14 protein-coding genes are annotated in these 15,013 nt (G+C 60.8%); 9 read left to right on the top strand and 5 right to left on the bottom strand.

What is annotated here, in order from left to right; translation table 11 throughout:
* The first annotated feature begins 49 nt into the window (after positions 1-49).
* Complete coding sequence (gene ghrB / locus CPA59_RS00255) at positions 50-1,012, top strand: glyoxylate/hydroxypyruvate reductase GhrB (protein WP_038920655.1); 963 nt, start codon at positions 50-52, stop codon at positions 1,010-1,012.
* A gap of 102 nt (positions 1,013-1,114) precedes the next feature.
* Here ghrB and CPA59_RS00250 read toward each other — a convergent pair whose 3' ends face one another.
* Positions 1,115-2,323: an aldose 1-epimerase family protein gene (locus CPA59_RS00250; protein WP_107758479.1), complete on the bottom strand. Its 1,209-nt coding sequence runs from the start codon at positions 2,321-2,323 to the stop codon at positions 1,115-1,117.
* A 392-nt stretch (positions 2,324-2,715) separates the two neighbouring features.
* Here CPA59_RS00250 and CPA59_RS00245 point away from each other — a divergent pair, with 392 nt between their 5' ends.
* Positions 2,716-3,972, top strand: coding sequence for a valine--pyruvate transaminase (locus tag CPA59_RS00245; protein ID WP_038663807.1), 1,257 nt, complete (start codon positions 2,716-2,718; stop codon positions 3,970-3,972).
* Positions 3,973-4,408: 436 nt separating this feature from the next.
* Here the strand turns inward: CPA59_RS00245 and CPA59_RS00235 are convergent, their stop codons facing one another.
* The gene (locus CPA59_RS00235; protein WP_049855495.1) at positions 4,409-4,660 is read right to left on the bottom strand and encodes a YdgH/BhsA/McbA-like domain containing protein; all 252 of its coding nucleotides are present in this window, start codon (positions 4,658-4,660) and stop codon (positions 4,409-4,411) included.
* Between the two features lie 329 nt (positions 4,661-4,989).
* Between CPA59_RS00235 and CPA59_RS00230 the strand changes: the two genes are divergently transcribed.
* From CPA59_RS00230 to CPA59_RS00205, 6 genes are read left to right on the top strand one after another with little or no spacing between them, the layout of a single operon-like run.
* A complete protein-coding gene (locus CPA59_RS00230; protein ID WP_107758477.1) occupies positions 4,990-6,633 on the top strand; it encodes a TIGR04028 family ABC transporter substrate-binding protein in 1,644 nt (547 codons plus the stop codon).
* Positions 6,634-6,658: 25 nt separating this feature from the next.
* Positions 6,659-7,600, top strand: coding sequence for an ABC transporter permease (locus CPA59_RS00225; RefSeq protein WP_038663815.1), 942 nt, complete (start codon positions 6,659-6,661; stop codon positions 7,598-7,600).
* A gap of 1 nt (position 7,601) precedes the next feature.
* Positions 7,602-8,462 (top strand): ABC transporter permease, encoded by an 861-nt coding sequence (locus tag CPA59_RS00220; RefSeq protein ID WP_038920660.1) that lies wholly within the window; start codon positions 7,602-7,604, stop codon positions 8,460-8,462.
* Positions 8,459-10,138 carry an ABC transporter ATP-binding protein gene (locus CPA59_RS00215; RefSeq protein WP_107758476.1) on the top strand — a complete coding sequence of 560 codons (1,680 nt, stop codon included), beginning with the start codon at positions 8,459-8,461 and terminating at the stop codon, positions 10,136-10,138. Before CPA59_RS00220 ends, CPA59_RS00215 begins: the two co-directional genes overlap by 4 nt.
* 29 nt (positions 10,139-10,167) lie before the next feature.
* On the top strand, positions 10,168-11,208 hold the full coding sequence (locus tag CPA59_RS00210) for a putative FMN-dependent luciferase-like monooxygenase (RefSeq protein WP_100848631.1): 1,041 nt from the start codon (positions 10,168-10,170) through the stop codon (positions 11,206-11,208).
* The gene (locus tag CPA59_RS00205) at positions 11,205-12,323 is read left to right on the top strand and encodes an alkylhydroperoxidase domain protein (RefSeq protein WP_038920663.1); all 1,119 of its coding nucleotides are present in this window, start codon (positions 11,205-11,207) and stop codon (positions 12,321-12,323) included. The genes CPA59_RS00210 and CPA59_RS00205 overlap by 4 nt, the downstream gene beginning before the upstream one ends.
* 195 nt (positions 12,324-12,518) lie before the next feature.
* Here CPA59_RS00205 and glk read toward each other — a convergent pair whose 3' ends face one another.
* Positions 12,519-13,487, bottom strand: coding sequence for a glucokinase (gene glk / locus CPA59_RS00195; protein ID WP_107758475.1), 969 nt, complete (start codon positions 13,485-13,487; stop codon positions 12,519-12,521).
* A 140-nt stretch (positions 13,488-13,627) separates the two neighbouring features.
* Complete coding sequence (locus CPA59_RS00190) at positions 13,628-13,918, bottom strand: DUF3861 domain-containing protein (RefSeq protein ID WP_038663832.1); 291 nt, start codon at positions 13,916-13,918, stop codon at positions 13,628-13,630.
* A gap of 110 nt (positions 13,919-14,028) precedes the next feature.
* Here CPA59_RS00190 and CPA59_RS00185 point away from each other — a divergent pair, with 110 nt between their 5' ends.
* Positions 14,029-14,472 carry a MarR family winged helix-turn-helix transcriptional regulator gene (locus CPA59_RS00185; RefSeq protein WP_038921171.1) on the top strand — a complete coding sequence of 148 codons (444 nt, stop codon included), beginning with the start codon at positions 14,029-14,031 and terminating at the stop codon, positions 14,470-14,472.
* Between the two features lie 24 nt (positions 14,473-14,496).
* Here the strand turns inward: CPA59_RS00185 and CPA59_RS00180 are convergent, their stop codons facing one another.
* The gene (locus CPA59_RS00180) at positions 14,497-14,949 is read right to left on the bottom strand and encodes a GNAT family N-acetyltransferase (RefSeq protein WP_084682755.1); all 453 of its coding nucleotides are present in this window, start codon (positions 14,947-14,949) and stop codon (positions 14,497-14,499) included.
* Between the last annotated feature and the right edge of the window lie 64 nt (positions 14,950-15,013).

Here is a 15,013-nt window from a genome sequence, read left to right as displayed (position 1 = left end):
TACAACCGTCGTTTTAATCAGACAATCGCCTATCAGCCGGAGTGAACTGATGAAACCTGAAGTGATCCTCTACAGAAGTATCCCTGACGCCCTGCGCGCTCGCCTTGAGCAATACGCCACCGTGCATGAATTCAACGGGCTGCCGCCGGTCGATCACCCCGTACTGGAACGGGTGGAAGGCCTGATCGGCTCCAGCGCCACGGTTAGCCGGGAATTTCTCTCCCATTTACCGCGCCTGCGCGCCGTCTCAACCATCTCGGTCGGCTACGACAATATCGATCTCGCCACCCTGAACGACAAAGGGGCGCTGTTGATGCACACGCCGACCGCCCTGACGGAAACGGTGGCGGATGCGGTGCTGACGCTGATGCTGATGACCGCCCGCCGCGGGCTGGAAGTGGCAGAGCGGGTTAAGGCCGGAGAGTGGAAAGCCAGTGTCGATAAAGACTGGTTTGGCATTGACGTGCACCACAAAACCATCGGTATTCTGGGTATGGGGCGCATCGGTCTGGCGGTGGCGCAGCGCGCGCATCTGGGCTTCGGCATGCCGGTGCTGTACCACGCCCGCCGTCATCATCAGGAAGCGGAAACCCGCTTCAACGCCGGTTACCGCGATCTGGACGGCTTGCTGGCAGAGTCGGATTTTCTGTGCATTACCCTGCCGCTGACACCGCAGACCCATCATCTGATCGGCCGCGAGCAGTTGAAGAAAATGAAGTCCAGCGCGATTGTGATCAACATCGGTCGCGGCCCGGTTATCGACGAACCGGCGTTAATCGACGCGCTGACTGACGGCACTATTTACGCTGCCGGTCTGGATGTGTTCGAGCAGGAACCGCTGCCGGTGGACTCGCCGCTGCTGAAGTTGCCCAACGTGGTCGCGCTGCCGCATATCGGCTCCGCTACCCATGAAACCCGCTACAACATGTCGGCCTGCGCGGTGGATAACCTGATCGCCGCGCTGAGCGGCAACGTCAAAGAGAACTGCGTCAATCCGGACGTGCTGAAGTAATTCAGCACGTTACCCCCGTTTTATATTCAATATTCCGCCCTCCTGATATCAGGAAGGCGGAATAACAGCATGAATCCTGACCTTAACCTACGGTAAGCGCGATTACTCCACCGCAATCGGTTTTTCGGTCAGCGTCGTGGTGCGATCGCCCTGAATCGCTTTCACTTTCTGCTCGGTTTGTTGTACCGCGGCCGGGCTGCTCAACAGGCTGTAGGTCAGCTCAAACGTGGTGCTCTGGCCGGGTTGCAGCTTCTTCACCCTTCCCTGCTGGCGTTCGATGGTGACCGGGTAGGCGTAATTGGTGCCGGGTTCGATGCCGGTAACGTAGCCCTGTTTCAGGGTGTCGGTGTTTTTCCACAGCGTCAGCAGCGGCAACTGATGGGTATCAAAGGCGATGGACACCCCTTTGTCGCCGGCGCGATTCACCAGCGCAGCCAGCGTCTTGCCCTCTTTATCCGCGTACGGCGTCATGTTAAACACCATTTCGTCGAAGTCTTTGGTCGGCCCTTTATACGTCTGCCAGCTTTTCAGGCCCGCTTTGGCGTAGTCGTTAAACGGCGAAATCTCCTTCACCGGCGCCAGGAAACGTGCGCCTTCTTCCAGAATCGGCGTACCGAAATTACTGTGGTAGATGATCTGGTAATCGCGGGCGTAATCCGACTTGTTGGTCAGCACATCGTGTACGGTAAAGGACTCGCTGCCCGGCACGTAACGCAGTTCGGTCCAGGTTTCGAGATTGGATTTCTTGAAGCTGTTTTCCTTCAGCAAACCGCGCACGGTGATGGTGTAAGGCGCCTTGTCGCTGACGTCCACGATCACTTTCGACGCCGGCGTATTACCGGCACGGCCGTGCAGGGTGTAAATCATGCCGTCGCTGGTGACCGGATGGCCGGTCCACTCATAGCCGCAGCGCACCATCATCTCATTGAAACCTTCCAGCCAGCCCAGCCCGTTGCGGCTTTCAAGCGTGATGGTATTCGGGTTCACCACCTCATCCACCGGCGAATCCCAGCCCAGCCGGATGTTTTTGCCGGTGACATGCAGCAAATCCATGCCGCGAGTCGGACTGAGGGTGATTTGCAGCCCGTTCGGGCTGGTGATGGTGAGAATTTTGCTGCCTTCCTGACGTCCGCCGTGCAGCACTTTCTGCTCTATGCTGAAGCGCTGATCCTTGATCTTCAGCGCGTCGCTGCTGATCTGCCAGTTTCCTTTCTCGGTGCTGCTTTCAACGTCCGTCAGCACAAAGGTCTGAGCCGATGCCTGCCAGGAAACCAGCGCCAGAGCGATACTTATTGCCAGTACATTTTTCATCCCATTCGTCCTTCTAGCTGAATTGATTAAGCCTGCGGAGCTAAAAGACTACAAATCCGGCTGACGGGAGAATGTGACTGCTATCACCAGATAACCAACTGCTCTTTTTTCACGATAGATTTGGATTACACATCACAATTTTAATAAGCATAGTGAGTAATTTTGCAGAAAAAACGTGAGAGAAATCAGCCAAAAGCTGAAGCACGTTCAGCTTTTGGCGTCATGCGGGTGGGTTGCGCTGAAGCAGACAGTAACCACAATAGTTAACTATTGCGCCATAACAAAAATAGACAGCATAAAGAGTGGAGAGGGATTTTCCGTTACGATTGCACCGACCCGGCACGCGCGCTAAGGTGTCGGTTTACCTGTGTTTTACCCTTTATTGACAAACTATGAACTTTTCCCGTTTCGGCAACAAATTTACCCGCCATGCCGGCATTACCCAACTGATGGACGACCTGAACGACGGGCTGCGTACCCCCGGCGCCATCATGCTGGGCGGCGGCAATCCGGCCCATATCCCGGCGATGGACGATTATTTTCAGCAGTTGTGTCGCGACCTGCTGGATCAAGGAAAACTGACCGATGCCCTGTGCAACTACGACGGTCCGCAAGGCAAGGATGTGCTACTGCATTCGCTCTCCGGCCTGCTGCGCGAACAGCTGGGCTGGGAGATTGGACCACAGAATATTGCACTGACCAACGGCAGCCAGAGCGCGTTTTTCTACCTGTTCAACCTGTTTGCCGGCCGCACCGACGACGATCAGCGCCGCCGGGTGCTGTTCCCGCTGGCGCCGGAATACATCGGTTACGCCGATTCCGGGCTGGATGAAGACATGTTCGTCTCCGTTCGCCCCCAGATTGAGCTGTTGCCCGAAGGGCAATTCAAATACCACGTCGACTTCGAACAACTGCGCATCACCGACGACATCGGCATGATTTGCGTCTCGCGGCCCACCAACCCCACCGGCAACGTGCTGACCGACGAAGAGTTGCAGCATCTGGATGCGCTGGCCCGCGAACATCAGATTCCGCTGGTGATCGACAACGCCTACGGCGTGCCGTTCCCCGGCATTATTTTCAGCGACGCCACGCCGCTGTGGAACCCGAACACGATCCTGTGCATGAGCCTGTCGAAACTCGGTCTGCCCGGCTCGCGCTGCGGCATCGTGATCGGTTCGGAGCAGGTGATCGAAGCACTCGGCAACATGAACGGCATCGTCAGCCTGGCGCCCGGCTCCATCGGCCCGGCGCTGGCTCACGAGATGATTCAGCGCGGCGACCTGCTGCGGCTATCCAACGACGTGGTGCGGCCGTTCTACCGTCAGCGGGTGGAACAGACTATCGCCATCATTCGTCGCTATCTGTCGCCGGAAGTGTGCCTGATCCACAAACCGGAAGGAGCGATTTTCCTGTGGCTGTGGTTCAAAGACCTGCCGATCACCACCGAAGTGCTGTACCAGCGGCTGAAACAACGCGGTGTGCTGATGGTGCCGGGCCACTACTTCTTCCCCGGTCTGGAACAGGAATGGCCGCACGCCCACCAGTGCCTGCGCATGAACTATGTGCCGGAACCGGAAAAAATCGAGCAGGGGGTCGCCATTCTGGCCGAAGAGGTAGAGCGGGCGCGGAAAGAAGCCGGCATCTGATACCTGAACATTCCGGACACAAAAAAGCCGCCCGAAGGCGGCCTCAGATTGCCGACAAAGTCCTTAAGTACAGGATGAAGCATTTTTCCGGCGTCAAAAACTGTGCTGAGGTGGGCGACTTCGCCGGGTGAGCGACAGGACGTCGCGAAAGCCCGTGCCGCGTCTGGAGCGCGTCACGGGCGGCCCGAACAGCGAAGGCGAACGCCGAAGGTAGCGCACAGCGCCGCAGTTTAGCCTCCAGCCAGTGGTCAAGGAGAGGTGGCGTTTGAACCTCTCCTTGTCGTGCGTGCGATGAAACAGCAAAGAAATTACACCGCTTATACCGCACGAAACTATTCACTGACCGGACAAACTTCACCATTCACAAGACAACATAGCTGTTTGCCAACAGCCTCAAGCCGCCCGAAGGCGGCCTGTGCGGGCTGGAGAGCGATTATCAGTTGTAGATTTCCGCTACGCCGCGCAGCTGGTTATCGTTGCCGGTGGCGGAGATGATGCGAAATGACTTGGCGCCGGCGGCATTGGCTTTTTCAGACAGGCTGGCCTGCAAGCCGTCCAGCGTACCAGCGGTGGCGCTCACGGTGCCAACAGACTGGCTGCCAGCGTGCTGTACTTCGGTCGCTGCAAAAGTGCCGAAAGAAAGGGTAGCCAGAGCGATAACTGCAACAACGTTTTTGATGGTTTTCATGGTCAATATCCTTCACTTTGAATTCGGTTAGTGTTCTTAACTGGAGGCGTTCTCGCCTTCGATGGAAGTGATAATAGACCTGTTGCCCGCACGTTAAAACCGGGTTTATTTGCAGATATCATTCAAATTTTATGAAATAAAAAACCCGCCATTTCGGCGAATTCTCACCCACCTTCACTTACCCCAAAACCAGATATTTATTACCAGTATTGTACTTTGCGGTTTCACCATGCCTGTGGAAGTATCCCTTTCGTATGACAGCCTTTTTCCAGCCCTGACACCACCTGCACAGCGGCTGATATAACTCTGATAACTAAAAGGAAAAAACCATGTCTGGTTTCTTGAACGCTCGGCAGAAGCGGGGGATTGGTCTGCTTGTTTCATTAGCGCTACTGGGGAATGGCGCTCAGGCGCTGGCCGCCGACGCTTCGCCCAAAACCGGCGGTACGTTGATCTATCTGGAACAACAGCCGCACACCAATTTGTATCCGCCCGCAGGCGGTTTTTACCCCAACGGCGGCATCCTCAACCAAATTACCGACAAGCTGACCTACCAGAACCCGGAAACGCTGGACATCGAGCCCTGGATCGCCGAATCCTGGACTATCAACGCCGACAGCACCGAATACACGTTCAAACTGCGTCCCGGCGTCACCTTCTCTGACGGCACGCCGCTGGATGCCAACGCCGTCGCCAAGAATTTCGACACCTACGGGCTGGGCAACAAAGAACTGAACCAGCCGGTATCCGAGGTGATCAACAACTACCAGCGCAGCGAAGTGATCGACCCGCTGACGGTGAAGTTCTACTTCAACAAGCCGTCGCCCGGCTTCCTGCAAGGTACCGCCGCCATCGGCTCCGGGCTGGTGTCGCTGAGCACGCTGGCGCGCAACTTCAACCAGTTGGGCGATGCTACCCGCATCATCGGTTCCGGTCCGTTTGTGGTCAGCAGCGAGAAACCGGGGCGTGAGCTGAAACTGGCGGCGCGCAAGGATTACCACTGGGCGCCGGTGAAATTCGCCCATCAGGGCCGCCCTTATCTGGACGGCATCACCTATCTGGTCACGCCGGAAGACAGCGTGCGCATCGGCGCGCTGGTGTCCGGTCAGGCGGATTTCATCCGCCAGATTCAGGCCTATGACGAAAAACGGGTGCAAAGCGAAGGCATCCGGATTTATGCCGCCCCTACCCGCGGGGTGAATAACAGCGTCAACTTCCGTCCCGATAACCCGCTGGTGGCGGATATCCGCGTGCGTCAGGCGCTCCGTTACGCCACCAACCCGAAAGAAATCATCCAGACGCTCTACTCCGATAACTACCCGCAGGCCACCTCGGTGCTGGCGAAAACCGCCGCCGGTTACGTCAATCTGTCCGACAAGCTGACGTTCGACCCGGCCGCCGCCGCCCGCCTGCTGGACGACGCGGGCTGGAAAGCGGGCGCACAGGGCATCCGCCATAAAGACGGCCAGTCGCTGGTGCTGACCGCCTATGAATCGCCGCCGCAGCCGCAAAACAAAGAGATGCTGCAACTGGTGGCGCAGCAGTGGGCCAAAGTGGGCGTGAAACTGAACGTGCTGGCGGGCGACGCGGGCACCAAAACCGTCGATAGTCTGGATCCGCTGAAAACCGGCGTATCGCCGGGCATGGTGGGACGCGCCGACCCGGATGTGCTGAAAAGTCAGTATTACCCGACGCTGCGCAACGTGCTGCTGCAAAAAGGCGGCGCCAGCGACAAGGTGAAAACCTTTGAAGACACACGCCTCAACACGCTGCTGGACGGCATCGCTTCCGCTACCGATCGCGGCAAACGGCTGGCGCTGGTGGGCGAGGTGCAGAACTACCTGATCGATCAGGCGTATGTGATCCCGATATTTGAAGAACCGCAGGTGTTCGCCGGGCGCGCCGCCACCAAAGGAATCGGCTTCGAAGCCGTGGGCCGCCCCAGTTTCTACAACACCTGGCTGGACAAGTAACCAAACCGGCGACGGAGGGCAAAACGTGCGGATAACCTATCTGGCGACACGCCTCGGGCAGGCGCTGCTGGTGCTGTGGGCGGCATTTACCCTGTCGTTCATTCTGTTGCAGGCGCTGCCGGGCGACGCGGTGCTGATCAAATTCATGAGTCCGGAACTGGGGCTCAGCGCCGGCCAGATCGCCGAATTGCGGCTGGCCTACGGCGCCGATGTGCCGCTGCTGACGCAGTACGCCGCGTCGCTGTCGCGCCTGCTGCACGGCGATTTCGGGCTGTCGCTACAGGCTGGCTTGCCGGTCAGCGACTTGCTGGCGACTAACCTGCCGCCGACGTTGCTGCTGGCGGTGCTGGGGTTTGGCGTGGCGCTGCTGCTGGCGTTCGCGCTGGCGTTTCTCTCGGCGCTGACGTCGTTCGCCTGGCTGCGCCAGCTGTTTCAGTCGGTACCGTCGCTGCTGATTTCCATTCCCACCTTCTGGCTCGGCATCGTGCTGATTCAGGTGTTTTCCTTCCGGCTGGGATGGATTTCGGTGATCAACCCCGGTGAGTGGGAAGGGCTGATTCTGCCGGTGCTGACGCTCTCGGTGCCGATTGCAGCTCCCATCGCCCAGGTGCTGATGCGCAGCATCGATCAGGTGCTGGCGCAGCCGTTCGTGGCGGTAGCGCGCGCCAAAGGCCTGAGCCGCCGCGGCGTGCTGTGGCGCCACGTGGCGCGCAACGCCATGCTGCCGGCGCTGACGCTGGCGGGCCTGTTGCTGGGCGAGCTGATCGCCGGCGCGCTGATTACCGAAACCGTGTTCGGTCGCAGCGGCCTGGGCCAGTTGACGCAGGAAGCGGTCAACACTCAGGACGCCAGCGTATTGCAGGCCATCGTGCTGGTTTCCGCCACGGCGTTCGTGGCGGTCAACCTGCTGGTCGACCTGCTCTACCCGTTGCTTGATCCGCGTCTGAAAACCGCCCCGGAGGTGTGATATGGCGAGTATTCAACTGGAAAAAATCGCTTTTCCGCTGCTGCGCAAGACGCCCCGCTTGCGCCGTTATGCCGCGCAACCCGGTCTGGTGATCGCCTGGCTGGTGCTGCTGACGGTGGCGCTATGGGCGCTGTTCCCCGGCCTGTTTACCCACGCGTCGCCGATTGAAGGCGTGCCGGGCGCGCAACGGCTGGCGCCGGGCGGCGACTACCTGCTCGGCACCGACCAACTGGGGCGCGACCTCTACACCCGCATCGTCTACGGTTCGGCGCATTCGCTGTCCGGCGCGGTGATCGCCGTGTCGCTGGGTCTGGTGCTCGGCAGCCTGCTGGGGCTGCTGGCAGGCGCGGTCGGCGGCCGGCTGGATACGCTGGTAATGCGTACCGTCGATGTGCTGCTGGCGATCCCCGGCCTGTTGCTGGCGTTGAGCGTCATCATCCTGCTGGGGTTCGGCAACCTGAACGCCGCTATCGCGGTGGGCGTAACCTCGGTGGCGAACTTCACCCGACTGGTGCGCGCGGAAGTGCTGCGCGTACGCCGCAGCGATTACGTTGAAGCGGCGTTTGGCAGCGGCGGCACCTTTTTGGGCGTGCTGTGGCGCCACATCCTGCCCAACTCGCTCACCAGCGTGCTGGCGTTCGCCGCGTTGCAGTTCGGCAGCGCGATTCTGGCGCTCGCCACCCTGAGTTTCCTCGGCTACGGCGCGCCGCCGCCGACGCCGGAATGGGGGCTGTTGATCGCCGAGGGCCGCAACTATCTGGCCACCGCCTGGTGGCTGACTACCTTCCCCGGCCTGCTGGTGGTCGCCGTGGTGCTGGCGACCAACCGCATCAGCCAGTCGATCCGGAGGCCGACGCGATGAGCCTGACGCTGAGTTTGCAAAGCAGCACGACAACGCCGGTGCTGGAACTGGAAGACGTCGCCATCGCCTACCGCGGCGACGACGGCGAACGCACGGTGGTGGAGGGCGTGTCCTTCGTCATCCAGCCCGGCGAAGTAGTGGCGCTGGTAGGCGAATCCGGCTCCGGTAAAACCACCACCGCGCAGGCGGTGATCGGTCTGCTGGCGGATAACGGCCGTCTGGCGCGCGGCGCGATTCGCCTTAACGGCGCCGATATCAGCCGCTGGTCGCAACAACGGCTGGACAGCATTCGCGGCAGCGTGGTCAGCCTGGTGCCGCAGGACCCCGGCAGCTCGCTCAACCCGGTGAAAACCATCGGCGAGCAGGTGGATGAAATTCTGCGGCTGCACCAGAAAAGCGATCGCCATAGCCTGCGCCGACAAACGCTGGCATTGCTGACGCGCGTCGGGCTGACAGAGCCGGAACTGCGCGCCAGCCAGTACCCGCACGAGCTATCCGGCGGCATGAAACAACGGGTGCTGATTGCCATCGCCATCGCGCTGAAACCGGCGCTGATCATCGCCGACGAGCCCACCAGCGCGCTGGACGTCACGGTGCAAAAACGCATTCTCGATTTACTGGACGAACTGCGCCGGGAAAACGGCACCGCCATTCTGTTCGTCACCCACGATCTGGGGGTGGCCGCCGAACGCGCCGACCGGTTGCTGGTGTTCCAGAAAGGCTACATCCAGGAACAGGGACCAACCCGGCAGGTGCTGAGCACGCCGCAAAGCCAGTACGCCCGCACCCTACTGGCTAACATCCCGTCGCTGGCGCCGGCCCGTCGACCATCACGCGCCGCCGTTCACCCCGCCGCATCCGCTCAACCGATTTCCAGTCAACCCATACCCAGCCAACCCATTGTGCAGGTGGAGCAACTGGTGCAGGAGTTCCCGCTGGCGGGCAACCGGAAAGCGCCGTTCCGGGCGGTGGACGGGGTGTCGTTCAGCGTAGCGCCCGGCACCACCCATGCCATTGTCGGCGAGTCCGGTTCCGGCAAAACCACCACCGCGCGCATGATTCTTGGCTTCCAGCGTCCGACCGCTGGCCGCATCCTGATCGACGGCACCGACATTACCCGGCTGCGCGGCGAAGCGCTGCGCCAGTTCCGCCAGACCATCCAGTTGGTTTATCAGAATCCGTTTAGCTCGCTCGACCCGTCGCAACGGCTGTTCGACATCGTGGAAGAGCCGCTGCGCAATTTTAATCGTTACTCCCGGCCAGAGCGGGCCAACCGGGTGCATGAGATGTTCGAGCGGGTGGCGCTGCCCGCTTCGCTGCTGCAACGCCGCCCGCTTGAATTGTCCGGCGGCCAGCGTCAGCGGGTCGCCATCGCCCGCGCGCTGGTGCTGGAGCCGAAAGTGCTGGTGCTGGACGAAGCCGTCTCGGCGCTGGATGTCACGGTGCAGGCGCAAATCCTGCGCTTGCTGGAAGAGCTACAGGCCTCGCTGGGGCTGACCTATCTGTTTATTTCCCACGATCTCGCCGTGGTGCGACAGATAGCCGATACCGTTTCCGTGCTGTATCACGGCAAACAGGTGGAATCCGGGCCGGTAGAGCAGATTTTTGCCCAGCCGGCCGAGCGCTATACCCGGGAACTGATCGACGCGATCCCCGGCCAGCGCCATGTCTCTTAAGGGACACAGCCTAAACCAAGGATTTAATCATGACTCAAAAACGTCTGGGGTTTTTCACCCGGCTGCTGGATGACGCGCCCGCCGGGCAGCGCTACCGGCTGGCCGCCGAGCAAATCATCAAAGCCGAACAGCTGGGCTTCGACAGCGCCTGGGTAGCGCAGCATCACTTTCACGCCGACGAAGGCGGCCTGCCGTCGCCGCTGGTGTTTCTGGCGCAGGTCGCCGCGCAGACTCGCCGCATCCGCCTCGGCACCGGGGTGATCACGCTGCCGATGGAGCAGCCGCTGCGGGTGGCGGAAGACACCGCGGTGCTTGACCTGCTCAGCAACGGCCGGTTGGAAGTGGGCATCGGTTCCGGCGGCACGCCGTCATCGTTCGCCGCCTTCGGCCACAACAGCGAGCAGCGCGGCGAGATTCTGGGTCGCTATCTGGCGCAGGTGCGCGCCGCCTGGGCGGGGGAACCGCTGAGCGCCGACGGCAACCAGCTTTACCCGGCCGCGCCGCACCTTAATCGCCGCGTGTGGCAGGCGACGTTCTCGGTGGAAGGCGCCATCCGCGCCGGTCAGGCGGGCGACGGGCTGATGCTGTCGCGTACCCAGCCGCGCCCAGACGGTTTCCCCGACGCCACGCTGGCCGACCTGCAAAATCCGATGATCGATGCCTATCTGGACGCGCTGCCATCCGGCATTACACCGCGTATCATGGGCTCGCGCAGCGTATTTGTGGCCGACGACCGGGCGCTGGCGCTGCAACTGGCGCAAACCGGGCTGCAACGCTCCGCCGCCCGGCTGGCCCAGTTGGGCCGCCCGGCCCGCGACGGTTCGGTGGAAGAGCTGATCGCCTCGTTCGACAGCCATGTCGGCACGCCGGAAGACGTCATCGCCTCGTTGCAGGCCGACAGTTCGCTGGCGCGGACCACCGATCTGGCGTTTCAGGTGCATTCCATCGACCCGCCGCACGCCCATATTCTGCGTTCGCTGGAACTGATCGCTACCCGGGTGGCGCCCGCGCTGGGCTGGTCGCCCGCTAAAGATAAACAAACCAGCCCGGTTGGGCAGGAGGTCGCATGACGCAATCTACATCCGACATTTTAGATACGCTGGCGGAGATCGCCCCGGATTCGCCGCTGGCGCAGGCCAGAGCGACGCGCGATGCCGCTACCCGGCACACGCAGGGCAGCTATGACGCGCTGTTCAGCCAGACGGCGGGCAATGCTCTGCCGCTGGCGCTGCGCTTTTTCATCGCCGAAAAGGTCAGCGGCTGGCATCAGAACACGCGGTTACAGCACTTTTACGCCCAACGGCTGGCGGATTTTCCGGCCCCGACGCCCGGTGCGGCGCTGGACCGGGCGCTGGAACATGCCGAGCGGCTGGCGTTCCAGCCCATCGCCGCGCAACCGCAATCATTGCAGGCGCTGCAACAGGCCGGCTGGAAGGTGGATGATATCGTCACCCTGTCGCAACTGGTGGCGTTTGTCAGTTTTCAAAGCCGGTTGCTGCACGGTTATCGGCTGCTGGCCGGTCATGCCGGAGAGTCGTCGCCCGCTGCGCCCGCGGCCGTCGCCGGGCGCTGGCACACCCAGCCGCTGACCCACAGCGGCAAAACCGCCCCGGATGCGTTTACGCAAGGTGAACTGGGCTGGGAGCCGTGGGTTACGGCCAAGCCGCTGGCGGAATTCACCGCCGACGAACAGGCGATTCTGGCGCGCTTCGGTCATACCGATTCCGACTACTTCCGCCTGTTGGGCCGCAACCTGCCGGTGCTGGAACAACGCACCCTCACCGACAAAGGCATCTTCTATACGTCCGGTGGCCTGCCGCGCAAAGACCGGGAGCTGGCGGCCGCGGTAGTCAGCAAGGTCAACGGCTGTATTTATTGCGCCTCGGTGCACGCCCGTAAAGCCAGCCAGCTGTCGAAACAGGACGACGCGGTACAGCGCCTGCTCGATGTGCCGCCGGGCGGCGATCTCGCCGCCGGACAGGACGCGCGCTGGCAGGCGATCATCACCTTTGCCGCCCGGCTGTCCACCACGCCGTCGCAGACCAACGCGCAGGATCTGGCGCGCCTGCGCGAACAGGGGCTGGACACGCTGGAGATTCTCGACCTGATTCAGTCCACCGCTTTCTTCGCCTGGGCCAACCGGCTGATGCTGACGCTGGGCGAGCCGTTCTGGCCGGGCAGATAGATATCCACATCGAAATGCAGGGTATTTTTCGGCCGCAGGAGAACGATCGTCAGGTGGTGGCACTGATCAGCGATGCCGACGGCGTAGACATTCAGGCGACAGCTCTCGCTTATCACGCTCACATCCAGTAAACACAAACCGTCAAGTAACCGATAGGTTACTTGACGAAGAGGTTATCGAAGCCGGATAGGGGGATTACAGGATCTGGCCCAGCGCCTGACGCAGATACGCGCCCGCGCCCAGCAGCCCCGGCTGCGGGTGAGTGATCATAAACACCGGAACGTCGGCGAGGTAATCGCGGAAACGGCCTTTGTCTTCAAAGGCGCTGCGAAAACCGGAGTTGCGGAAGAATTCCAGAAAACGCGGCACGATGCCGCCGGCGATGTAGACGCCGCCGAAGGTGCCGAGCGTCAGCGCCAGATTGCCGCCGAAACGCCCCATCAGTACGCAGAACAGCGACAGCGCGCGCAGGCAGTCCACATCGCTGTGCGCCAGCGCCCGTTCGGACACGACCTGCGGCGTCAGCGCTTCCGGCACCCGGTCGTCCGCCTTGACGATCGCCCGATAAATATTCACCAGCCCCGGCCCGGACAGCACGCGCTCGGCGGAAACGTGTCCCAGTTCCTGACGCAGCACCTGCAACAGGATGTCCTCTTCTTCGCTGTTGGGCGCGAAATCTACGTGACCGCCCTCGCCCGGCAGGCTCAGCCATTTGCCGTCCACCGGCAGCAGGTGCGCCACGCCGAGCCCGGTTCCGGCGCCATACACCGCCACCGGCTTACCGGCGACCGCATCGGCGCCGCCCAGTTGAATCACATCCTCCGGCGTCAGCACCGGAATCGCCATGCTGACGGCGGTAAAATCGTTGATCACCGCCAGACGCTCAAACCCCAGGCTCTGCCGCATGGCGTCAATGGAGAACGCCCAGTGATGATTGGTCATCTCCACCCAGTCATCGGTCACCGGGCAGGCAATGGCAATACAGGCTTCTTTGATAGTGAGACTCGCGTGCTCCGTCAGAAACAGACGCATGGCGTCTTCCAGACTGTCGTGCTCCTGAACCGCGTACTGTTTACTGTGTGACAGATGCCCATTCGCCAGTTCGCAAAGGGCAAGACGTGCGTTGGTTCCACCGACATCACCTACCAGCGCATACTGATGCATAAATTACGATCTCCCATTGAAATATCATCATGCGTACTTGAGCACACGGAGAAAACCGCGCGCCGATGACGGCAAGCACGCCCGAATTTCACTCATATTCACTGGCGGTCCATGCCATCAGGGAGACACGACATATCACATCAGGCCGTTTCTCCCCGTTTCAGCCGCAGCATAAAGTCCCGAAATGCGGGAGCCAATTCCTGAAACAGAGCCTCTTTGCGGTGGGTCATCATGACCTCGCTAAACAGCTTCAGCCCGGTGCAGAACGCAGCGACCTCCGAGTCCGGCAAAATCCCCTTTGACCGAACTTTCTCAATGATTTCCAGAATATCGTCATGATTGGTGACGTCAAACGTCAGTGCGCGATTTTGCGGCGTTTCGTCGCGATTATCGGTGAGATTTTCCAGCGTGATACGATAGTGATAAGGCATGATTTTATCCTTGCGGTTGTAATCGTGCGACTGAATGGGCGACCGGGCGTCGCCACATGGTTGATATTATCAACCATATAATCCGAATAGTTGATAAGGTCAACAAATTAATGCGCGACACCCTTGATACCCAGACTTTCGAGCTGCTGGGAGAACTGATCCACGGTTTTAAACAGCGTCTGCAGGAGAGCGACGCGCTGACGCAGACGGGCCTCGCCCCGTTTCAGGCGCGCACGCTGGGGCTGATAGCCCGCCACCCCGGTCAGAGCCAGCATTTTCTGGCGCAGTACATGGGGCGGGATAAAGCGCAGATTGCCCGTCTGCTGAAAGATCTGGAAACGCTGGGGCTGATCACCCGCCAGCCCTCGCCGAATGACCGGCGGGCGCAGGTGGTGTCACTGACGAAAAAAGGCGAGGACACGCATCGCCGGTTCGCCGACGCGCGCACCGACCTGTTGCAGCGCGCCTTTGCCGACGTGACGCCGGAAGAGCGCCGCCGGTTCGCGCAGGTATTGCAGAAAATGAAGGCCAACCTGGCCTCAATATCGGAATAAAAGCCTGATGATGAGCCGCTGATCTCAGCCTGCCGTCCCGGTGCTGTAGATATCCTTGCGGACAAACGTCCAGGCGTAATCCTGACGATTGACGGGCTCGTAGCCCACTTTTTGATACAGCCACGGCGCGGTAGAGGTGAGCAGCAACTGACGGCGCAGGCGCTGCAATCGCGGGTGGTTGACCGTGCACTCCACCAGAAAACGGCCCAGCCCGGCGCCCTGATGCGCGGGCAGCACAAATACATCGCACAGATAGCCGAAGGTGGCGAAATCGGTCACCATGCGGGCAAAGCCAATCTGGCGGCCCTGATGATACAGCCCGAAACACAGGCTGTTGGCGACAGACAACGCGACCGTTTCCCGGTCGATGCCCGCTGCCCAACTGGAGGTGGTGAGATAGCCATGAATGATGTCCAGATCGAGCCGCTGCGAATCCGTCGAGACCTGATAGTCCTTTTTCTCCCATTGCGCTGACACGGTGTTACTCCTTTTGATCATGATGAGGGTTTATCATCCCACCAGACCGCTCACCTGAACAACG

The sequence above is a fragment of the Dickeya sp. Secpp 1600 genome, from assembly GCF_003049805.1.
Classification (GTDB): Bacteria; Pseudomonadota; Gammaproteobacteria; order Enterobacterales; family Enterobacteriaceae; genus Dickeya; species Dickeya fangzhongdai.
Note: the sequence above shows the minus strand (reverse complement) of the source record. Positions and strands in the feature narration are given on the sequence as shown.